The organism is Dactylosporangium aurantiacum, from assembly GCF_000716715.1.
In the GTDB taxonomy this organism is placed as follows: domain Bacteria; phylum Actinomycetota; class Actinomycetes; order Mycobacteriales; family Micromonosporaceae; genus Dactylosporangium; species Dactylosporangium aurantiacum.
This window is the reverse complement of sequence record NZ_JNYJ01000070.1, coordinates 1-20,306: the sequence shown is the minus strand read 5'-3', so window position 1 is coordinate 20,306 and position 20,306 is coordinate 1. Positions and strand designations below refer to the sequence as shown.

General features: G+C 73.9%; 18 protein-coding genes and 1 pseudogene. 7 read left to right on the top strand and 12 right to left on the bottom strand.

Features of this window, described 5'->3' with window-relative positions; genetic code table 11:
• Positions 1–3: 3 nt before the first annotated feature.
• The gene (locus tag OP18_RS46540; RefSeq protein ID WP_245635774.1) at positions 4–933 is read right to left on the bottom strand and encodes an alpha/beta fold hydrolase; all 930 of its coding nucleotides are present in this window, start codon (positions 931–933) and stop codon (positions 4–6) included.
• 44 nt (positions 934–977) lie between these two features.
• Entirely contained in the window at positions 978–1,796 is an 819-nt protein-coding gene (locus OP18_RS46535; RefSeq protein ID WP_052388379.1) for an enoyl-CoA hydratase/isomerase family protein, read from the bottom strand.
• Between the two features lie 106 nt (positions 1,797–1,902).
• Here OP18_RS46535 and OP18_RS46530 point away from each other — a divergent pair, with 106 nt between their 5' ends.
• The gene (locus OP18_RS46530) at positions 1,903–2,490 is read left to right on the top strand and encodes a TetR/AcrR family transcriptional regulator (RefSeq protein ID WP_033366527.1); all 588 of its coding nucleotides are present in this window, start codon (positions 1,903–1,905) and stop codon (positions 2,488–2,490) included.
• Between the two features lie 42 nt (positions 2,491–2,532).
• Here OP18_RS46530 and OP18_RS46525 read toward each other — a convergent pair whose 3' ends face one another.
• Positions 2,533–4,134 (bottom strand): cellulase family glycosylhydrolase, encoded by a 1,602-nt coding sequence (locus OP18_RS46525; protein WP_052388378.1) that lies wholly within the window; start codon positions 4,132–4,134, stop codon positions 2,533–2,535.
• Between the two features lie 289 nt (positions 4,135–4,423).
• Here OP18_RS46525 and OP18_RS46520 point away from each other — a divergent pair, with 289 nt between their 5' ends.
• Both OP18_RS46520 and OP18_RS46515 read left to right on the top strand, forming a co-directional pair.
• The gene (locus OP18_RS46520; protein ID WP_156090272.1) at positions 4,424–5,593 is read left to right on the top strand and encodes an MFS transporter; all 1,170 of its coding nucleotides are present in this window, start codon (positions 4,424–4,426) and stop codon (positions 5,591–5,593) included.
• A 135-nt stretch (positions 5,594–5,728) separates the two neighbouring features.
• Positions 5,729–5,953 (top strand): hypothetical protein, encoded by a 225-nt coding sequence (locus tag OP18_RS46515; RefSeq protein ID WP_033366520.1) that lies wholly within the window; start codon positions 5,729–5,731, stop codon positions 5,951–5,953.
• Between the two features lie 39 nt (positions 5,954–5,992).
• On the opposite strand, the gene OP18_RS46510 is transcribed toward OP18_RS46515, so the two are convergent.
• A complete protein-coding gene (locus OP18_RS46510) occupies positions 5,993–6,436 on the bottom strand; it encodes a DUF6069 family protein (protein WP_033366545.1) in 444 nt (147 codons plus the stop codon).
• Between the two features lie 116 nt (positions 6,437–6,552).
• Here OP18_RS46510 and OP18_RS46505 point away from each other — a divergent pair, with 116 nt between their 5' ends.
• Positions 6,553–6,987, top strand: a complete 435-nt coding sequence (locus OP18_RS46505; RefSeq protein ID WP_245635773.1) for a MarR family winged helix-turn-helix transcriptional regulator — start codon at positions 6,553–6,555, stop codon at positions 6,985–6,987.
• A 58-nt stretch (positions 6,988–7,045) separates the two neighbouring features.
• Here the strand turns inward: OP18_RS46505 and OP18_RS46500 are convergent, their stop codons facing one another.
• From OP18_RS46500 to OP18_RS46480, 5 genes are all read right to left on the bottom strand, one after another.
• Positions 7,046–7,867 (bottom strand): polysaccharide deacetylase family protein, encoded by an 822-nt coding sequence (locus tag OP18_RS46500; protein WP_081971718.1) that lies wholly within the window; start codon positions 7,865–7,867, stop codon positions 7,046–7,048.
• 142 nt (positions 7,868–8,009) lie between these two features.
• Entirely contained in the window at positions 8,010–10,244 is a 2,235-nt protein-coding gene (locus tag OP18_RS46495; RefSeq protein WP_033366518.1) for an FtsX-like permease family protein, read from the bottom strand.
• The gene (locus tag OP18_RS46490; RefSeq protein WP_033366515.1) at positions 10,241–10,930 is read right to left on the bottom strand and encodes an ABC transporter ATP-binding protein; all 690 of its coding nucleotides are present in this window, start codon (positions 10,928–10,930) and stop codon (positions 10,241–10,243) included. Before OP18_RS46490 ends, OP18_RS46495 begins: the two co-directional genes overlap by 4 nt.
• Positions 10,927–11,451 carry a PadR family transcriptional regulator gene (locus OP18_RS46485; RefSeq protein WP_033366512.1) on the bottom strand — a complete coding sequence of 175 codons (525 nt, stop codon included), beginning with the start codon at positions 11,449–11,451 and terminating at the stop codon, positions 10,927–10,929. The genes OP18_RS46490 and OP18_RS46485 overlap by 4 nt, the downstream gene beginning before the upstream one ends.
• Positions 11,452–11,543: 92 nt before the next feature.
• The gene (locus OP18_RS46480) at positions 11,544–14,774 is read right to left on the bottom strand and encodes an ATP-binding protein (protein ID WP_052388375.1); all 3,231 of its coding nucleotides are present in this window, start codon (positions 14,772–14,774) and stop codon (positions 11,544–11,546) included.
• 113 nt (positions 14,775–14,887) lie between these two features.
• Here OP18_RS46480 and OP18_RS46475 point away from each other — a divergent pair, with 113 nt between their 5' ends.
• Positions 14,888–15,532 carry a hemerythrin domain-containing protein gene (locus OP18_RS46475; RefSeq protein ID WP_033366506.1) on the top strand — a complete coding sequence of 215 codons (645 nt, stop codon included), beginning with the start codon at positions 14,888–14,890 and terminating at the stop codon, positions 15,530–15,532.
• 98 nt (positions 15,533–15,630) lie between these two features.
• Here OP18_RS46475 and OP18_RS46470 read toward each other — a convergent pair whose 3' ends face one another.
• From OP18_RS46470 to mce, 3 genes are all read right to left on the bottom strand, one after another.
• A complete protein-coding gene (locus tag OP18_RS46470) occupies positions 15,631–16,710 on the bottom strand; it encodes a DUF8189 domain-containing protein (RefSeq protein ID WP_033366503.1) in 1,080 nt (359 codons plus the stop codon).
• Between the two features lie 102 nt (positions 16,711–16,812).
• On the bottom strand, positions 16,813–17,334 hold the full coding sequence (locus OP18_RS46465) for an RICIN domain-containing protein (RefSeq protein ID WP_033366500.1): 522 nt from the start codon (positions 17,332–17,334) through the stop codon (positions 16,813–16,815).
• Between the two features lie 71 nt (positions 17,335–17,405).
• Positions 17,406–17,843, bottom strand: a complete 438-nt coding sequence (mce, locus tag OP18_RS46460) for a methylmalonyl-CoA epimerase (RefSeq protein WP_052388374.1) — start codon at positions 17,841–17,843, stop codon at positions 17,406–17,408.
• 212 nt (positions 17,844–18,055) lie between these two features.
• Between mce and OP18_RS46455 the strand changes: the two genes are divergently transcribed.
• Together OP18_RS46455 and OP18_RS60090 are read left to right on the top strand one after the other, a co-directional pair.
• A complete protein-coding gene (locus OP18_RS46455; protein ID WP_033366497.1) occupies positions 18,056–19,912 on the top strand; it encodes a methylmalonyl-CoA mutase subunit beta in 1,857 nt (618 codons plus the stop codon).
• A gap of 156 nt (positions 19,913–20,068) precedes the next feature.
• Positions 20,069–20,306, top strand: a pseudogene (locus OP18_RS60090) (methylmalonyl-CoA mutase family protein); the annotation flags it as partial.

Here is a 20,306-nt window from a genome sequence, read left to right as displayed (position 1 = left end):
GTTTCAGGTGGTGTGGCGGATGATCGAGTCGGCGATCCGTGGTGTGAGGCCGGGGGCGAAGAACGGGTGGTGGCCCATGCCGGGTATCACCTCGAGCCGCGCGCCGGGGATCTGTGCCGCGAGCGCTTCGCCGTGGGCCGGCGGGAACAGCGGATCCGCGCTGCCGTGGATGACGAGCGTCGGCGCGGCGACCGCGGACAGCGCAGCGCGCCGGTCGTCGGCGAAGCGCCGGCCCGCGAGGTCATGGTTCAGGGCGGCGCTGATGTTGCCGGCCCGGGCGTGGCAGCGTTCGACGAAACGCCTCGCGGCGGCCTCGTCGAACGGCAGGACGTCGCCGTTGAGCACCCGCCAGGTCCGCACGTCGGCCTCGACGCGCTCGTCGTGCGTGGTGCGCGGCGCTGCCGCCGAGGCCGTCACGTGGCCGAGGAACCGTGCGGTCGGGGGCGGCAGCTCGCCGGCCGCGGCCGGTTGGCCCGCCATCGCCCGCGCCCACGCCGGTCCCGCGTGGTTGCCCATTGGCGTGGCCGCCATCGCGGTCAGCGTGCGTACCCGCGACGCCCGATGGACGGCCAGCCACTGGCCGATCGCCGCGCCCAGCGAGGTGCCGACGACGTGTGCGGCGTCGACACCGTGGCCGTCCAGTACCGCCGCCGCATCGGCGGCCAGGTCGGCCAGGGCGTACGGGTTCGCCGCGAAGTCCACGCAGTCCGAGCGGCCGGTGTCGCGGTGATCGAACCGGATCACCTGCCGTCCGCTGCCCACCAGTGCGTGCAGCAGCTCGTCGGGCCAGCCGATGCCCTGCGTCGACGTGCCCATGACCAACAGGATGGTCGGGTCGCCGGGGTCACCGAACCGCTGCGTCCACAGCCGCAGTGGCCCGGAACCCACGAACGTCTCGTCACCGGCGGGCATGTCCGGCGGCGTAGCGGTCATCGGTCAGCTCCGATCTTCGCGGAGGACGCCCGCGGGCGAGGCGCTCATGCCCGATCCTGATGGCCGGCCATGGTGAGCAGCTGGTGGGCGTAGGCGTGCCTCAGGTCGGCGACCATGCGACGCTGCCATCCGCGTGCCGCCAGCCGGTGGGTCATCCGCCGGGCGGTCCGCGGCTTGGCCATGATGTTCTCCGCCAGGCGTGTGGCCCGCGGTAGCAGGTCGCGCCGGGGCACGACCTCGTTGATGAGGCCGAGGTCGCGGGCCTGGTCGGCGCGCAGTCCCTCGCCGGTGTAGACCATGTGGTTGGCGCGCTTCGCGCCGATGAGCTCGTGCAGCACGAGGTACAGGCCGTCGCCGGGCGCCGAACCCGCACTGAAGTTGCCGTCGCCGATGACGACGTCGGGCGTGCAGAGGGTCAGGTCGCACAGCAGCGGCAGCTCCAGCCTGGGGCCGGGTCCGTTGATCGCCGCGATGGTGGGCACGTCCAGGTCGTTGACGACGCGCTCCAGCAGTTTGACGCCGTCGTTGTACTGCTCGTCGATCGACTCGCCGGCCCACCGGTGCATCGGCTCGGCGAAGGACGCGAAGTCGACGCCGGCGAGCCACGCGTCGCCGGTGCCGGTGATGATGACGAGCTCGGTGTCCCGGTCGGCCGATATCTCACCGAGCAGGAGGTTCCATGCGTTGAGCAGGCCGCGGGACCACAGCGCGGCGCCGCCCTCGTGATGCACGCGCACGGTCAGGATGCCGTCGCGGCGGTCCAGCACGAAGTGTTCGGCGAACCTGGTCTGATGCTGCGCGAACGACGGTCCGGCCAGAAAGCCGGCGCCGTCCGGGCCGCACCGCCCGATGGGTCCAGGCACGGTCGTCCTCCCCTCTTATCTGGGGTCATCCCCCGGATAAGAGGAAGGGTAGCAGATTATCCGGGGGACTCCCCCAGATAGAGTGGAGCAGACAGGAGGTGGCATCATGACGGGCAAGGCGCGACGCGCACGGTCGGACGGACTGGCCAACCGGGACCGCATCATTGCGACCGCGGCCAGGATGTTCGCCGAGCAGGGTGTCGACGTGCCGCTGGACGAGATCGCCGCCGCGGCGCAGGTCGGCTCGGCCACGTTGCACCGGCATTTCACCGGCCGGCTCGACCTGGTCCACTGCGTCCTGGACGTCGAGGCGGAGCGGCTCGCCGCCGGCGCCGGCGAGCTGGCGTCCCCGGCCGACCCGGCCGGCGCGCTGGTCGAGTGGCTCCACCGGCTGATCGCGTTCACCGCGTCATTCCGGGGGCTGGCCGTGCTGCTCGGCGCCCATCAGGCGGACACGACCCTGGAAGCACGCCATCGCGCCCTGTACGCCGCCGCCCAACTGCTGCTCGACGACTGCCGGGCCCAGCGCGCGGTCGACCCCGACGTGACGGTCAGCGATCTGCTCAAGCTCACCAACGCCATTTCGATCGCCTCGGCGGAGTCGCCCGAAACCGCGCATCGGCTGCTCAACATCATGGTGAACGGGCTGCGGACGGATGCTTGCGCCGGTCCGCCCGATCGGGCCGGACGGTGAACCGTCCGGCCCGATCGGGGCCGTTGGGCTTGCGATCAGGGCTCAGCTGCAGCTGGCGCCGTTGAGCTTGAAGCCGGTGGGGGCGGCGGCGTTGCCGGTGTGGGTGGCCTGGTAGCCGATGGTGGTGCTGCCGCCCGCGGGGAGGCTGCCGTTGTAGCTGACGTTGGTCGCGGTCACCGTGCCGCTGGCCGGGGAGTAGGTGGCGCTCCAGCCGCCGGTGATGGTCTGCCCGCTGGGCAGGGTGAAAACGAGCTGCCAGCCGTTGATGGCGGTGCTGCCGGCGTTGGTGATGGTGATGTTGTTGGTCAGGCCGGTGTTCCAGGCGCTGACCGCGTTGACGATCCGGCAGGCGCCGGTGCCGCCCGGGCCGCTCGACGAGGGCGACGGGCTGCTGGAGGTCCTGGACGGCGACGGCGATACCGGCGGGCTGCTGGTGGACGTGCCGCCCGCGGCGGTGATGACGGCGGTGATGATGCCCTGCTGCGTCACGGTGTTGGAGCTGCGGTTGAACAGGCCGAACCCGTACTGGCCGTTGTAGCCGTTGTCCCAGTAGGCGGTCGCCCCGCCGTACTTCTTCGCGGTGCTGACCACTGCCTTGGCGAAGTTCGCGCGGTAGGTGTTGTTCGCCGGGTCGGCCGACGTCTTGTCGATCGCGCCGTACTCACCGACGAAGAACGGGTAGCCCTTGGCGACGAAGGTGTCGCGCATCTTCTTCATCGTCTGGTCCAGGTAGTCCTCCTGACCCCAGGTGGACTTCTTGGCCGGGTTGGTCGCGGCCGCGCCCCACTGCGTGATGTTGCCGTCCTCCTGGCCCGTGAAGTCCCAGGGGTCGTAGTAGTGCACGGAGATCATGAGCCGCTGCTCCCCGCTGGGGATGGACGACGCGCGGTAGGTGTCGGTGGGCAGCGAGAAGCCGTAGTTGCCGGTCGTGTACTCGATGTTGGTGTTCCAGCCCGGGATGAGCAGCCAACGTGAGGCGTTGGTGCCGCCGGTCCGCCGGACGGTGTCGACGAAGATCTGGTTGTAGCTGACGATGTTCGAGTAGCACGGCTGGGTGGGGTTGCCGTACTGCCCGTCGAACTCCTCGTTCATCGACTCGAAGATCAGGTGGTCGTTGTAGCCGGCGAACTTCGTCGCGACCTGCTGCCAGACCTTCTGGTACTTGGCCTTGACCGTGGTCTGGTCCGACGCGTCGCAGATCAGCCAGGAGCCGTTCACGCTCTTGAAGCCGTCACCGTGCATGTTGATGAGCACGTACAGGCCGGAGTTGTACGCGTAGTTGACGACCTCCTGGATCCGGTTCAGCCACGCCGCGTCGACGGTGTAGTTCGGGCCGGCCCCGATCTTCCCCAGGTACGAGACGGGGATGCGGATCGTCTTGAAGCCCGATGCCTTGACCCGGTCGATGAGGGCCTGGGTGATGACCGGGTTGCCCCAGGCCGTCTCGCCGGGCACGCTGTTGACGCTGGCCTCCAGCTGATTGCCGAGGTTCCACCCGGCGCCCATGTCGGCGACCAGTTGGGTGCCGGTCAGCTGCGTCGCGGCATTGGCCACGGTTGACCTCGTCACGCCGTACGCGGCTCCGGCGAGGACCAGGGCGGCGGCAGCGACTGCGAGCCCGGCCCTCCTGACTGTCGAACTCATGAGGGTTCCTCTCCTGCGGTTGCGAGCGCCGGAATGCGGCGGCGTCTCCGGTCCGAACCTGGCGAGGAGTGTTGACACGGGTTCACGCACTGTCAATCGATGCGCTTCGACAAATCGGCTCGCACGCCGCTGAGCAGCGGATTCGCCGGTGGCACCGGAAACCGACTGTGCATCTTTCGCACCCGCCACCCTGCCGCGTTTTACCGACGACCCGTCGGTATGATGCCGACGCCAAGTCGGTAAATCCGCGTGAAGGGCGGGACGTCGGGTGCGGCGGAAAGCATTGCTCGTGGTGTACCTCGCGGTCTTCGTCGACATGCTGGGCTTCGGCGTGATCCTGCCGCTGTTGCCGTTCCGCACCGAACGGCTCGGCGGTTCCGGCGTCTGGCTCGGCGGCGTGCTCACCGCGTACGCGCTGGCCCAGTTCGTGGCGGCGCCGGTGCTCGGTGCGCTGTCCGACCGGTTCGGCCGCCGGCCGTTGCTGCTGACCAGCCTGGCCGGCTCCGCGGTCTCCCTCGCGCTCACCGGCGTCGCCGGATCGCTGCCGGCGCTGCTCAGCGCCCGGGTGGTCGCCGGACTGTGCGGCGGAGCGATCGCCGTCGGGCAGGCCTACGCGGTCGATCTCGCCGAGCCCGGCGAACGCACCCGGGCCCTCGGCATGGTCGGCGCCTCGATCGGCATGGGCTTCGTGTTCGGGCCCGCCATCGGCGCCGCCCTGGCCGGACTCGGGTTCGCGGGCGTGAGCTTCGTCGCGGGCGGCATCGCGCTGGCCAACCTGATCGCCGGGGCGGTGCTGCTCCCCCGCGCTGCCCGGCCGGCCGGGCAGCGGCCCTCACAACGGTCAGGCAACCCGCTGGCCACGCTCGTCCAGGCGGTCCGTCTGCGCGCCCTGCGACCGCTGCTGGGCGCCGTCTTCGCGGCGACGTTCGCGTTCGCCGGCATGGAGGCGACCTACGCACTGCTCGGCGGCCGGCAGCACGGCCTCGGCCCGAGGGGCCTGGGCCTGGTCTTCACCGGCGTCGGGGTGGTGATGGCCGTCGTCCAGGGCGGCGTGGTGGGCCGGGTGACCGACCGGTTCGGCGATCGCCGGATCGCGGTGACCGGCGCCGCGCTGCTCGGCCTGGGCCTGGTGACACTGCCCTACGGACCGGCCTGGCTGAGCTACGCCGCGCTCGCGGTGCTCGCCACCGGGCAGGGGCTGCTGGCGCCCACCACCGCCACCCTCATCGCCCGGGCGGGCGGCAGCGCGCTCGGCGGGGTGCTCGGCATCGGGCAGTCGGCCTCAGCCGCGGCCCGGGCGGTCGGTCCAATCGCCGCGGGCGCGGCCTTCGACCTGCGCCCCGCCATGCCCTACCTGCTCGGCGCGGCGCTCTGCGGCCTGGCCGCGGCACTCATCCTCCGCCACCACCGCGGCGCCGACTTCCACCCGGACGCCGCGCCCGCCGAGCAGCCGGCCTGACCCGCACACCGGACCGCGCCCGCGCAGGCGTGGCGCCGCCCGGCCGGTACGCTCCGGTACAGGGGGTAGGCGTCGGCGGTACCGATCTCCCGGTCGTCGGAGTGCTCGGCGCCGGTGGCTTCGGCAAGGCGACCCTTGTGGCCCAGGGCCGTCACCGGCTCCGCGATCGGCGGTCCCGTCGTGCGGCTGGTCCGCCTCGAACCCGGCGAGGAACGGCCGGCGACGCCGTACACCTGGAGATGGCTGAGCGACGCGCACCTCGACACCCCGGTCACGGCGCCGGCGGCCGACGGCGACATCCTGCTGGTGGGCACGGCCCGCGGCCTCGCCCGCCTGCGCGTCCGGCCGCCGGCGCCGTGACGCTCGTGCAGGACGACCAGATCCGCCGGCCGCCCGCCGTTACGGTCGCCGGCGGGCAGCGGTCAGCCAGAACGTGGGCAGCAGAACCGCGCCGACGGCGAGGTGCATGACGGCGAGCGTCACCTTGGTGCCGGCGGTGGCCTCCACGCCGGCGACGGGGGCGAAGGACAGCAGCAGGACCACGGCGGCGAGCACCGACCAGATCAGCGTGCCGTGACGGGTGAGCCGTTCCAGCACGGCGAGGGCCGCCCAGCCGAGCAGGGCCACGCCGAGCGTGACGACGGCGACCGCGGCGAGGCCGAGATCCTGCGCCGGCTGCCCGGGCTGGACCACCACCAGGTCGTTGCCCAGCAGCGGCTCGGCCACCACCCAGATGAGCGCCGTTGCCACCACGGCACCCAGCACCGCCAGCGCGCGGGTGCGGCGGCGCCGGGCCGTTGCCCCACCGACCGCGGGTGTCTGCGCCTGTACCACGTCCGTCATGACGAACCCTCCCTTGAGTTTCACCATAGTTGAGATTCTCAACTAGTACCGGAGCATAGGACATGTAGTTCAGAACCTCAACTATTGATGCTCCGAAGTGTGCGTATCATTGGCGCGTGGCGGGCGAACCGATCGAGAAGCAGCTCAGCGACCTCGTGTTCCACGTCGCAGGGCGGCTGCGGTGGGGCTTCAACGCCGCCGCGGCCGAGCTGGACCTACCGCCGATGCAGGCGATGGCGCTGGCGAACCTGCGCTCCCCCGCCCCGATGCGCGACCTGGCCGAGTGGCTGCACTGCGACGCGTCCAACGTGACCGGCATCGTCGACGGGCTGGAGCGCCGGGGCCTCGTCACCCGGCAGTCCTCGCCGTCGGACCGGCGGGTCAAGCACCTCGTGCTCACCGAGGAGGGCGAGCGCCGCCGCGACCTGCTGCACGCCAGGTCGGCGCAGAACGCGCGGGCGGTGTTCGGGCTCCCCGACGCCGACCGCGAGCAGCTGCGCGACCTGCTGGCCCGGCTGCTGGACACCGGCGCCGACCACGGCTGCCACTGACCCGGCACGGCGCCCGCCCCGCCGGCCGCCCTCACGACCGACGGCGGCTCAATGCCTCCTACGGCTGGGCCGCGCCGGCCGGCGCCGGGAGCGCGATCAGGGTGAACCGGCCCGTCAGGTCGGGCAGGATCGTCCGCAGCGCGGCGACCGTCTGCGGCCCCGCGCCGTCGTGCAGGAGCACGATCCCGCCGGGACGGGTCTTCGTCAGCACGGTGTTGACGATCGACTGGACCCCCGGGCCGCTCCAGTCCCGCGGGTCGACCGTCCACGAGATCGACGTCATGCCCAGGCCGGCCGCGATGCTCACGATGTCGGGCGACCAGTTGCCGCCGGGGGCGCGAAAGTAACCGATCACCGCGCCGGGGGCGACCGCCCGGATCGCGTCGTTGGTGCGTTGCATGTCGGACCGGATCTGTTCGGGTGTACGGGTGCGCAGCATCTCGTCGTGGCTCCACGAGTGGTTGCACAGCGTGTGCCCCTCGGCCACCATCCGCCGGACCATGTCGGCGCGCGCCGCGACCTGCCGGCCGACCATGCAGAAGGTCGCCTTGACGTGGTGCTTGGCCAGCAGGTCCAGCACGGCCGGGGTGTCGTCCCACGGGCCGTCGTCGAAGGTCAGCGCGACCGCGTCCGAGCCCGTCTTGCGCACCGTTCCGACCGGGCCGTCGCCGGTCATGACGACCGGAGACGACGCGGACGGCGACGGCATGGGGCTCGGCACGCTCGGTTGGACCGTCGGCTCCTGGTGCCCGGCGACCACCGGCCTCGCCGCGACCGGCGTGTCCAGCCCGGGCGCCGGCGGCCCGCTGTTGCCGCGGCTGCCGCCGAGCGTCAGGGCCAGGATGAGCAACCCGAATACGGTGAGGCGGCGCAACGGCACGGAGGTACTCCAACTTCGGTCCGGCCCTCGTCGGGGCGCAACGATGCTACAGACCAGACGGATGCCGGAGCTTCCCGGTTGCCGAGGTCCCGGCCGGCGCACCGGACCGCCGGCGGATCACGGTGCGACAGCAGTGGGTTCGCTACTCGTTACGGGCCGAGTCGGGGCCGGTGATGCGGCGCAGCAGCGGCAGCGCCGAGGCGACGATCGCGGCCGCGGCCGCCAGGCCGCCGCCGACGGTCAGGTAGTAGCCGGGGTCCGGTGGCCGCAGCGTGTACCGCAGCTGCGCCCGCAGGAACAGGTCGGCGGCGACGAACCCGGTCGCCGTCGCCACGACCGCGACCCCGAGCAGCGGCACCGCGCTCTCCAGCGCGACGACCCGGCGCAGCGTGGAGAGCTGGACACCGGTGAGCCGCAGCAGGCTGAACGGCCGCTTGCGGTCGTTGAGGCCGCCGACGACGCTCACCGCCAGGCCGCAGCCGGCGATGATCAGGCTCACCACGATGATGACCTCGGTGAGCTGCTGGTACTGCCGCAGCAGACGCTGATCCCTGGAGAAGAACTCGGTGCGCAGGTACGGCGCGTACGGCCGCAGCGGGTACGCGGCCTCCAGCAGCGTCCGGGCCCGCTCGATCGCACCCCGGGAACCGTCGGTGGTCACCACGACCGTCAGCATCGGCAGCCGCTCCAGGCGGTCGGCGGGGACGTCGGCGGTGCGCCACACGTGCGCGGCCGTCAGCGCCGGATCGCCGAAGAACTCGCCGGTCAGCTCCTGCGCCACCTCGGCGACCGTCGCGCCGGGGGCGCAGCGACCGACGTCGGGGACGCGGGCCAGGTCGGCGCACGCGGCCAGGCCCGGTTCGACGACGGCGGCGGGGTCGGCGCCCGGGCCGGGTTGGAAGTGGGGGTCGAACGCCGGGTTCACGTGGACGGGCACGACACCGCGGACGCCCGGCACCGCGCGCAGCCGGTCGGCGAACGCGTCCGGGATCGCCGGGCCACCCTCGTCGGAGCCGAAGTCCACGATGACGGACGAGGTGAGCATCGGGTTGCGCCGCATCGCCTCCGGCATGCCCTGCCGCGCCGTCATCGTCGTGATGATGCCGATGGCCGCGCTGGTCACGAACAGCGCCAGGACCAACCCGCTGACCGCGCGGAAACCGCCCTTCGGGTCGTCGGCGAGCCGCCGCGCGGCGATCAGCGCGGCGGGGCGGCGCGCCTGGCCGGCCACCAACCGGGCGCCGCGGTAGGTCAGCCACGGCCCGGCGATCTGCAGGCCGAGCATGATGACGGCGGCGCCGGCGAGGTATGCGGCCAGCTGCCCGTTGACGGTCGGCGGCCGGCGGCCGACGAACCAGGCCAGCTCGGCGATCCCGGCCAGCAGCGGCAGCACCCGCCAGGCCCGCGGCGCGGCGGGCGTCGCGCGCCGGCTGACGCCCAGCGGGGAGATCCGCACCCGGCGCAGCGCGATCCGGGCCGCGACCGCCGCGGCGAGCGGCACGCCGAGCCCGACGACGAGCACGTCGGTGAGGCTGAGGCGGAAGTCGGCGAGGTGGAACCGCACGCCGCTGTACGGCACTTCCGACAGCGGCGACCGGAACGCGGTGAACAGCGCGAACCCGAGGAGCGTGCCGATCGCGGCGGCGACCGTCGCCTCGACCGCCGACACCACCGACACCTGCTTCGGGGTCGCGCCGACCAGCCGCATCGCGGCGTAGCGCTGCTCGCGGCGGGCGGCCGACATCCGGGTGGCCATCCCGATCAGCGTGAGGACGGGAATGATCAGCGCGACCGCGATCACGCCGAGGGTCAGCTTGACCATGTTCGTGGCGTAGGTGTCCCCGGCGGTGGCGATCGAGCTGATCTGCTGGACGTTGTCGGCGCCGGACAGCTCCTGCGGGGTGCGCCCGACCATGATGATCAGCGAGTCGGGGGACGGCAGGCCGGCGGCGCCGAACGTACCCGCGTCGCGCCCGGGGTACCGGTCGGCAAGCTCGGCGGCGGGCGCGTCGCGCAGCAGCCGCCGCAGTGCCGGGGAGGCGACGTACTCACCGGGCCCGGGCAGCCGGGTCAGGCCGGGCGGCACCGGGGAGCGCGGCCCGGTGGCGGCGACGTCGATACGGATGATCTCCTTGCCGTGGAACGTGTCGGTGCCCGACAGCACCCACACGGGGTCCGACGGCGTGCCGGCGGTCGGCGCCGGCCCGCTGCCGCGCATCCACGCGCCGCGGGCGTCCTGCGAGGTGACGCCGTTGATGCCGGACAGCACCACCAGGAGCATGGTGACGCCGACCGCGACCGCGCCGGCGATGACCAGCAGCCGGGTCAGGGCCTCCCGGCCGCCGCGCAGCGTGAGCCGGAGCCCGAAATTGATCACAGCTCCTCCTGCGCGGCGGAGAACGCGGCGACGCGCCCGTCGCGGACCAGGACCTCGCGGTCGGCGTAGGCGGCCACCCGGGCCTCGTGCGTCACGATGACGACCGTCGTGCCGCGCTCCCGGGCCGAGTCGACCATCAGGTCCATGACCTGCTCGCCGGCGTGCGAGTCCAGCGAGCCGGTCGGCTCGTCGGCGAACAGCACCTCGGGGCCGGCGACCAGCCCGCGCGCCAGGGCGACCCGCTGCGCCTGGCCGCCGGACAGCTCGCCGGAGCGGCGCCCCTCCAGGCCGTCCAGGCCGAGCCGGCCGAACCAGGTGCGGGCCTCCCGCAGAGCCGCGCCGCGCCGGCCGCCGCCGAGCAGCAGCGGCAGCGCGACGTTCTCCTCCGCGGTCAGCTCCGGCACCAGCTGCCCGAACTGGAAGACGAAGCCGAACCGGTCGCGGCGCAGGACGCTGCGCTCGGTCTCGCCCAGGGTGTCGGTGCGCCGCCCGGCGAAGTGGACCTCACCCGCGTCCGGGGTCAGGATGCCGGCGAGGCAGTGCAGCAGCGTGGTCTTGCCGGAGCCGCTCGGCCCCATGATCGCCACGATCTCCCCCGCTCGCACCGCCAGGCTCGCCCCCTGCAGCGCTGGCGTCCGCCCGAACGCGAGCGTGACGTCCCTGGCCTCCAGCAAGTTATCGCTCATGCCCGCACCTCCTTCGACAGCGCCTCCAGGCGGGTGGCGGTGAGCTCGATCCAGCGCATGTCGGCCTCCAGGTGGAACAGGCCGTGGTCGGCGAGCAGCGCGTCGATCAGGCTGCCGCCGCGCCGGACCGCGGTCAGCTCCCGCATCCGCTGCAGGTGCGCGCGGCGCTGCGTGTCCAGGTAGGCCCGGGCGTCGCGGCCGAGCAACAGCGCGAACACGACCTTGCTGAACAGCACCGTCTGCAGGTGCGGCTCCGCCTCGACCGGCTCGGCCAGCCACGCCTCGAACTCGGTGGCGCCCCGCTCCGTGATGACGTACCGCTTGCGGTCAAGGCCCGTGCCGGTCTCCACCTCCGACACGACGACCTTGCCGTCGCGGGCGAGCCGCCCGAGGGTCGAGTAGACCTGGCCGAACGGCAGCGGCTTGCCGCGCCCGAACAGCGCGTCGTAGTCGCGCTTGAGCTCGTAGCCATGACTTGGCGCGTGCTCGAGCAACCCGAGCAGGGTCAGTGGAACGCTCATGCGGGCCACCATACACCGCGTATATATCCGCAGTATCTATCCGCAGAGAGTATTTTCCTGCGCGGTGCCCGGTGTCGAACTCCACGCGACAGCTACGGAGCTGCGGACTCGAGGCGGTCCAGCGCCGCCCGGGCGCGCCTCGCGTAGTGCCCGGCACCCGTCCGGGTCGCCACCCGGGCGGCGTTGCGGTAGTGCTCGGCCGCCTCCAGAGGACGGCCGAGCAGTACCTCGGCGTCGCCGAGGTACTGCGCGACCGGGGCCAACGTCATCGACCCGGTCACCGCCCCGCACAGCTGGTCCGCGTGCGGGGCCAGCACCGCGGCGGACCGCCGGGCGGCCTCCGGGGCGCCGAGGGCGACCGCGGTGGTGATGCGCAGGGCATGCCACACCTGGGCCAGGAAGTCGTCGGGCACGTCCCGCTCCGGCGCCCACACCCCCCGCGCCTCGGCGGTCCGGCCCGCGGCGACGAGCAGGTAGGCGTGCGGTTCCCGGGTCATGGCGGGCAGTGCCTCGTACAGCCGCGGCAGTTGCGCTTCCAGGGCGGGGCCGTCCTGGCCGGATGCCTCGTGCAGGCACAGCCGGCAGAGGAACGCCAACGCCTCGCCGTGGTGCGCGCCGGCGCTGATCATCGCCCGGCCCAGCTCGCCGTAGGACGCGGCGGCGTCGGTGAAGCGGCCGGCCAGGGAGTGCTGGAGGCCGCGGGTCGCGAGGGCGGTGAGGCGGCCGGCGCCCAGCTGCCGGCGTTCGGCGAGTTCCTCGACCGCGGCGATCGCGGCGTCCAGTGCGGCCAGGTCGCCGCGGGCCGCCGCGACCTGGGCCGAGGCCTGCCGTCCGACGAGCTCGTGGCCGGTCGCGAGCAGCCGGGCGGCGAGGCGTTCGCGTTCCTCCAGCGGTTCGCCGGTGTACGTCAGCCGCAGCCGGGCCGCTGCGGCCAGCCCGACGAGCTCGGGGTCGCCGAGCCGGTCCGCCAGCGCCTCGGCGTCCCGGCCGAGCGCGCGCCGGGCCGCCGTCTCGCCCGGTCCCGCGTCCTCGGTCTCGCTGATCAGTGCGCACAGCAGCCGGCAGCGGTGCTCGTCGTCGAGGGCCTGCCCGGCCAGCAGCGCCTCGATCTCGGCCACGATCGCCGGGTCGCGCCGCAGGTACGGTCGGTGCATCCACAGCGACGGCACGGCCCAGGCGGTGATCGCCCGGGCCAGCAGCCGCACGTCGCCGGTCTGCCGGGCCAGACCGATCGCCTCGGCGCGCACCGCGTCCGCCTCGGCGTGCGCGCCCTGCCGGACCAGCGAACCGCACCAGGTGAGCAGCCGGGCGACGCGCTCGGCGACGGGCCGGCCTGCCGTCGTGGCCGCGGTCGCCGCCTGCCGCCACAGCACGGCCGCGTCGGCGTACGCGCCGCGGTGCTCGGCCAGCCGGGCCGCCTCGGCCGCCGCGTCCGCCGCCGGGCCGGCGAACCCGGCCCCGGCCCGGCCGTAGTGCCAGGCCAGGGAGGCCGGGTCCGCCCCGCCGCGCCGCTGCAGCTCGCGGGCGATCAGAGCGTGCCAGCGGGCCCGGCGCACCGGGGTCACCTGCGCGTAGAGGGCCTCCTGGGTCAGCGCGTGCGCGAACCGCAGCCGTCCGCCGTCCGCGTCGAGCAGCCCGGCCAGCAGGCCCGCGTCGACCGCGTCGAGGACGGCCTCCTCGTCGGGGCCGGAGGTGGCCACGAGCAGGTCCAGGTCGAGGTCCCTGCCGGCGACCGCGGCCACCTTCAGCACCGTGGGCGCCGGGCCGGGCAGCAGCGCCACCCGGTGCCGCACGACGTCGGACACGCCCGCCGGGACGGCGTCGGCGTCCTCGCCGGCGCCCAGCAGCCGGGCCAGTTCGACCGCGTAGAACGGGTTGCCGTCGCTGCGGCGCACGATGATGCCGACGGGTGCCGACGGGGCCGTGTCCCGCACGATCGCGGCGACCGCCTCCGGGTCGAGGGGGCCCAGCCGCAGGTGCTCGGCGTGCAGCCGGGCGAGGCGGGCCAGGGCGGCGGTGAGCTGGGCCGGCGGGGCTTCCGGGCGGTACGCGGCGACGAGCGGCACGCCGGCGTGCGCGGCGACGTGCACGAGCAGGTCGAGGGTGGCGCGGTCGGCCCAGTGCAGGTCGTCGAAGACCAGCGGACCGGGCGGCGGCTGCGCGGCCAGGAACGCGGCGACGGCGCGGCGCAGCCGGTACGGGTCGGCGTCGGCGGTGCCGGGCTCGTCGCTCAGCAGCGGGGCCAGCTCGGGGACCGCCTCCGCGCCCGGGACCCCGCGCAGCGCCTCGGCCCAGGGCAGCAGCGGCGGGGCCCCGTCGGCCTCCGGGCAGCGTCCCCAGACGGCGCTGTCGGTCAGCGCCTCGAGCAGCGCGGTCTTGCCGGCGCCGGCCGGCCCGGACAGCAGCACCGGCCGCCCCGCCGCGACCGCCTCCCGCAGCCGGGCGAGTTCGCGGTCGCGTCCGTGCACCCGGCGCCGCGCGCCAACCACTTCGGCCCCGAACGACCCGGTGCCGGCCGGCGCAGGCTGGGACAGCTCGGTGGCCGGGCGGACGTGGGGCGCCAGGTTCTGCTGCAGGATGTCCGCCTCGAGCCGCCGCAACGCCGGACTGGGGTCCAGGCCCAGCTCGTCGCGCAGCGTGTCCCGGGCCCGGCGCAGCGCCCCCAGCGCCTCCGCCTGCCGGTCCGCGCGGTACAGCGCCGTCGCCAGCAGCCGCCACCGCTGTTCCCGCAACGGCGCTTGCACCGCCAGCTCGGACAGCTCCCCGATCAGCCCCGCCGGCGCCTCCACGGCGAGCCGCGCCGCGAGCAGCGTCTCCCGGGCGCCGGCGTGCAGCTCACCGAGCCGCGCCCGCTCCGCCTCCGCCCACGGCGCGCCCGGGTATTCGGCGTACGGCTCGCCGCGCCACCAGCTCAGCGCCTGCTCCGCCCGGGACCGGGCGCGGCCCGGATCCTCGCCGAGCGCCGCGGCGGCGTCCGCGACCGCCCGCTCGAACCGCCACGCGTCGACCGCGTCCGGTGGCAGCTGCAGCGCGTACCCCGCGGGCCGGCTCACGATCAGACCGGTCCGTGCCCGTGCCGGTACGTCCGGCTGCAGCAGCCGGCGCAGGTGCGAGACATACGCCTGCAGGGCGGTCTGCGGCTTCGGCGGCGGCTCGTCCGGCCACACGACGCCGATGAGCCGGTCCGTGGTCAGCACCGCCCCACGGCCCAGGACGAGCAGCGCGAGCACGGCCCGCTGCCGGCGCCCGCCCAGGTCCACGGCCACCCCGTCGCGCTCGGCGACCACGCCGCCGAGCACGCCGATGCGCAGCCCGCCGTCCACGATCAAGAAGATTAGCCCGCGGTACCGCCGCCGCCGTCGGGAATCGGACTCCACCGGCCCGGCTCAACATCGGCTCAACGATCTCGCAAGCGCGCCCACCGACGCTGCCGGGCATGACCAACGAACCTGACCTTTCCGCGTTCCTGCTGGCCCACGCCGGCTTCCGTACCGAGTTCGGCCGTCTCGCCGCCGTGCTGCCGGCACCACGCGACGCCGCGCACGCCGCCCTGATCGAGCAGCAGGTCGAGCTCGTCCTGGCCTGCCTGCACCACCATCACACCGACGAGGACACCACCCTGTGGCCGCGGCTGCGCGAGCGGTTCCCGCGGGCCCTGCCGCTGCTGGACGTGCTGGAGGAGCAGCACGAGACGGTGGACGCCGACGTCGCCGTGCTCGCCGACCGCACCCGTCCGGCGGCCGACCGTGCGCACGCCGCGGCCCGCCTGCACACCGCCCTGGGCCGCCACCTCGACGACGAGGAACGCGACGCGGTCCCGCTGCTGCTGCGGGCGTACACCGCGCAGGAGTGGCTCGAACACGGCCGCCAGGTCGTCGGCGGCTACGACCGGCGCCTCCTGCCGGCCCTGTTCGGCTGGCTGTGCTCGGCCGGCACCCCGGAACTGGCCGCCCGTGCCCTGGCCGAGTTCCCGTGGCCGGTCCGCCTGGTCTTCCGGCTGCGCTGGTGGCCCGCGTACCGCCGCCGCCACCACGCCCTGTACGGCACCCACGTCCGCGCGCACGCCGGCCGGGCGTCGTAAAGACCGCCCGCCACCGGCTCGGCGTCGGTCGCCGACGAACGCTGCCAGGTCCGCCACCGCGCCGCTGCGGCGGGCCCGGCAGTGTCAAGGCCGCCCGCCTACAGCGCGGACGGCTCCCACTTGTTGCCGCCGAGGTCCCAGTAGTGTTCCAACGTCGCGTGGATGGAGCCCCAGGGGCCGCCCTTGCCGAATATCTGGAGCTGGTTGAAGACCGTGGCGGCCGTCGGCTCGTCGACCAGGTAGCCGTGGCGGTTCGTCATGATGGTCCATCCGACGTTGTCCGACCACTGCAGGAGGTCGTTGCCCGAATAGCTCCGCGCGAACACGTAGATGACGCCGTTGAGCACCGTTGCCGTCGGGCCGCCGATGATCGTGGACCCGTAGAGCGTGTCCTTGCCCCATCCGCCGCCGCCGGCGTTCTGCCAACGGTGCTCCAGCTCGCCCTGGTTGTTGCGGATGAACACGTGCAGCTGGTTGTGGGCGGCGACGACCGCCGGCCGGAACAGCGTGACACTGTCGATGCGGTCGCAGCCCCATCCTCCGGTGCCGCCCCGCCAGGCGTGGAAGACGGTGTTGTCCCAGCCCACGCCGAAGACGTGCAACTGCCCGTTGAACACCACGGCGACCGGGCTGCCGGTGAGCCACCCGTTCGTCTCCGAGATGCGGCTGGACGCCGTCCAGGAGCCGCCTGGCGTCTGCGTGTTGACGCTGAGGAAGTTGCCTTGGTCCCGGGCCAGCAGGTACAGCGTGTCCTGGAACACCGCGGCGGTCGGGTCGCCGAGGATCAGCCCGGTCGGTGTCTCGTCGTTCCAGGTGGGGCTGCCGGGATCCTGCCACCAGTGGGTGACGTTGCCGTAGTCGTCACGGGCGAACGCGTGCGCCTGGTTCACCGCCGCCCACCGCAGCCCGACGACCCTGCCACCGGCCGAGCGGTTGGCGTGCAGCCGGTACTCGAACGTGGACGACCCCTGGTTCTGCCAGTGGTGCTCCAGCGCGCTGTTGGCGCTGCGGTCGACGAAGTGCAGCTGGCCGTTGAACTCGAAGACCCGCGACGCCACACTGTCGGCGCTGTAGGCCAATGCCGGTGCGGCATCGACGAGCGGGGCCAGCAGACCCGCCCCGGCGGCGAACAGCCCGCCCTTGAGGATCTGGCGACGGGTCGGTGTACCGGATGTCATGAGCGTGAGGTCCCCTTCAGTGGACGATCGCGGATGTACGGCGGGCTGTCGCCCGTGCGGCGCCACTTCCACGGCGCCTGGGCCCTGCCGGGCGCGGCGGTGTCAGAACAGCCACGACCAGCTCTGGTCGGCGGAGCCGTTCCACCGCCAGATGACCACCGGGGCGCCGTTGTCGGTGCGGATCGAGTCCACGGCCAGCACGTACGGCTGCCAGCCGTTGGCCCTCGAGGCGCGCAGGTTCGTCAGGTTGTCCCGCCAGTTCAGGGTCCCGTAGTACGGCGCCCAGTACTGGTCCTCGGACTTGGTGCAGGGGAAGCCGAGCACCCGCGAACCGTTGGTGGTGTTCCCGCCGACCACCGCCAGGCACTCGTCCCTGTCGTTCTTGACCAGGCAGTACGTGTAGTACACCGGGTGGCACTCGTCCCGGTGCCACGCCTGGTCCTTGCTGCTCGTCGCGCACAGCCAGATGCCGGCCAGACCGTTGGCCACGCCGAGACACCGGTAGGAGTGGTTGTTCACGATCTGCTTGGGTTCGATCGCCGCCGCGGGGCTCACCGGCACCAGCACGAACAGTGCCATCAGGCCCACCGCGGGCAGCACCACACGGCGCAGGAAGGTCTGCATGCCGGCCAGTGTGCTGCGGGGCGCTCACCGGACCCTACCCGTACCCGACCCGTACCCCGGGCAGGGTGGGCTCAGTGCTGCCCCGCGCCCGGCTGGACCAGCTCCACGAGCACGCCACCGGCGTCGCGGGGGTGCAGGAAGTTGACCAGCGAGCCGGCCGTGCCCTTGCGCGGGGTCTGGTACAGCAGCCGCACCCCGCGGTCGCGCAGCACCGCGGCGGCCACCTCGATATCGGCCACCCGGTAGGCGAGCTGCTGCATGCCCGGGCCGCGTCTGCCGATGAACTTGGCGATCGTCGACTCCGGCGACAGCGGCGCGAGCAGCTGGATCCTCGGGCCGTCCGGGTCGGCGCCGACCCGCAGCATCGCCTCGCGGACGCCCTGCTCCTCGTTGACCTCCTCGTGGACGCAGCGCATGCCGAAGGTCCTGGCGTAGAAGTCGAGCGCCTCGTCGAGGTCGGGCACGGCGATCCCGACGTGGTCGATGCCGATCAGGCCGATGTCGGACACGGGTGCTCCTCAGGACGGTAGGGGTCGTCCGCACAGTAGATTCGCGGGGCCGGCCGGCGGAACCCCTAACCGCCGGGTGCCGCACCCCTACGCACGCGCCGCCGGCCCGTCCGGCACGGCCGCGCGACACCCGTCCCGCGCGTCGCCGGCGGACAGGCGTGAGGGGCCAGTAGGGGTAGGCCACGAACGGACGCGACCCTAGCGTCGTCGGCGTGAGCGCATCGAATCTCGCCCAGGACTCGCCGCTGTCGGCGTGGTGGCCCGCGGCAGCCCATCGCGAGTGGTGCGAGCTGGCCGCCGCCGCACTGACCCGGGGCGGCTCCCCCGACACCGACGGTACGACCGTGGAAGCGCTGCTGAGCACGACCACCTACGACGGCGTCGAGATCCGGCCCCTGTACACGGCCGGCGATGACGGGCGGGACGGCACCGGCGTGCCGGGCCTGCCGCCGTTCGTCCGGGGCGGTACGACCCGCACCCCGCTGGCCGGGGGTTGGCAGCTGCGGCAGCACCACGCGCAGCCCGACCCCGACCGCGGCCGCCAGGCGGTGATCGCCGACCTCGACGCCGGCGTGACCTCGCTCTGGCTGCGGGTCGGCCCCGGCGCGCTGCCCGTCACCGACATCGGCGCCGTCCTCGGCCCGCTCGACCCGGCCCGCCACACCGTCGTGCTCGACGCCGGCGACGCGCTGGCGACGGCGGCGCAGGAGCTGCTGCGAATCGACCCCGGGGTGGCCGGCGGGCTCGGTGCCGACCCGCTGGGCCTGCGGGCGCGCACCGGACGGTCGTCGGACCCGACGGTCGCGGACGACCTGGCGGTGCGGTGCGCGCGAGCCGCACCGGGGCTGCGCGCCTACACGGTCGACGCCACGGTCTACCACGACGCCGGTGGCGGCGACGCCGAAGAGCTCGGCTGCGCGCTCGCCGTCGCGGTGGCCTACCTGCGCCGGATGACCGCGTCCGGGCTGAGCGTCGACGAGGCGTTCGGCCAGATCGAGTTCCGGTTCGCGGCCACCGCCGACCAGTTCGCCACGATCGCGAAGCTGCGGGCCGCACGGCGGCTGTGGTGGCGGGTCGCGCAGGAGTGCGGCGCGAGCCCGGACAGCGCGGCGCAGCGCCAGCACGCGGTGACGTCCGGCGCGATGATGACGACCCGCGACCCGTGGGGCAACGTGCTGCGCACCACCGTCGGTTGCTTCGGCGCGGCGGTCGGCGGTGCGGACGCGGTGACCGTCCAGCCGTTCGACACGGCCCTGCGCCTCCCCGACGAGCAGGCCCGGCGGATCGCGCGCAACACCAGCAGCATCCTGCTGCAGGAGGCGCACCTCGGCCGGGTCCTCGACCCGGCCGGCGGCTCCTGGTACGTCGGCGAGCTGACCGGGGAGCTGGCGCAGGCCGCCTGGTCCTGGTTCGCCGAGATCGAACGGGCCGGCGGCGCCGACACCGCCTGGGAGTCGGGCCTGCTCGCCCGGCGGCTCGCCGCGACGTGGCAGCGGCGGGCCGAAGACCTGGCCCACCGCCGGGAGACCGTCACCGGGGTCACCGACTTCCCGCTGCTGTCCGAGGCACCGCCGGGCCGCCCCGCGGCGACCGCCGCCGAGGGTGGGCTGCCGCGGCACCGGTACGCGGAGGACTTCGAGGCGCTGCGGGACCGCTCCGACGCGTGGCTCGCCGCACACGGCGAACGGCCGGCGGTGTTCCTGGCCGCGTTCGGGCCCGGCAGCGCCGGCGGTCCGCGGGCCGCGTTCACCACCAACCTGTTCGCCGCCGGCGGTATCGAGACCCGCACCGGCGGCCCCGGCGACCCGGCCGAGCTCGCCGCCGCGTTCACCGCGTCCGGGTTGCGGGTCGCCTGCCTCGTCGCGACCGACGCCGGGTACGCCGAACACGCCGCGGCGACCGCGGCGGCGTTGAAGGCCGCCGGCGCCGCGCGGGTGTGGCTCGCCGGGAAACCCGGCCCGCGCGCGGCGAGCGACGCCGAGGCCGGCGTCGACGGCTACCTGCACCTCGGCTGCGACGCGCTGGCCGTGCTGCGATCCACATACCCGGACCTGGAGGCCGCCCGATGAGCACGCCGATCCCGTCCTTCGGCGCGGTCCGCCTCGGACCGCTCGGCCCGGCGTCGGACGCCGAGGACTGGTCCGAGGAGGTCCGGCGCACCGGCGCCGATCCGGACAGCCTGGACTGGCGCACCCCGGAAGGGATCACGGTCCGGCCGCTCTACGCGCCAGTACGCCGGGTTCTCCACCGCCGAGGAGTCCAACGCCTTCTACCGGCGCAACCTCGCCGGCGGGCAGAAGGGCCTGTCCGTCGCGTTCGACCTGCCGACCCACCGCGGCTACGACAGCGACAACCCGCGGGTCACCGGGGACGTCGGCATGGCCGGCGTCGCCATCGACTCGATCCTCGACATGCGGCAGCTCTTCGACGGCATCCCCCTGGACCGGATGAGCGTGTCGATGA

Bases quoted from the DNA above. Each gene is read 5' to 3' on its own strand.
- OP18_RS46540 (WP_245635774.1), bottom strand. From the start codon at position 933: ATGACCGCTACGCCGCCGGACATGCCCGCCGGTGACGAGACGTTCGTG.
- OP18_RS46470 (WP_033366503.1), bottom strand. From the start codon at position 16,710: ATGACATCCGGTACACCGACCCGTCGCCAGATCCTCAAGGGCGGGCTG.
- OP18_RS46475 (WP_033366506.1), top strand. From the start codon at position 14,888: ATGACCAACGAACCTGACCTTTCCGCGTTCCTGCTGGCCCACGCCGGC.
- OP18_RS46525 (WP_052388378.1), bottom strand. From the start codon at position 4,134: ATGAGTTCGACAGTCAGGAGGGCCGGGCTCGCAGTCGCTGCCGCCGCC.
- OP18_RS46510 (WP_033366545.1), bottom strand. From the start codon at position 6,436: ATGACGGACGTGGTACAGGCGCAGACACCCGCGGTCGGTGGGGCAACG.
- OP18_RS46490 (WP_033366515.1), bottom strand. From the start codon at position 10,930: ATGAGCGATAACTTGCTGGAGGCCAGGGACGTCACGCTCGCGTTCGGG.
- OP18_RS46530 (WP_033366527.1), top strand. From the start codon at position 1,903: ATGACGGGCAAGGCGCGACGCGCACGGTCGGACGGACTGGCCAACCGG.
- OP18_RS46485 (WP_033366512.1), bottom strand. From the start codon at position 11,451: ATGAGCGTTCCACTGACCCTGCTCGGGTTGCTCGAGCACGCGCCAAGT.
- OP18_RS46465 (WP_033366500.1), bottom strand. From the start codon at position 17,334: ATGCAGACCTTCCTGCGCCGTGTGGTGCTGCCCGCGGTGGGCCTGATG.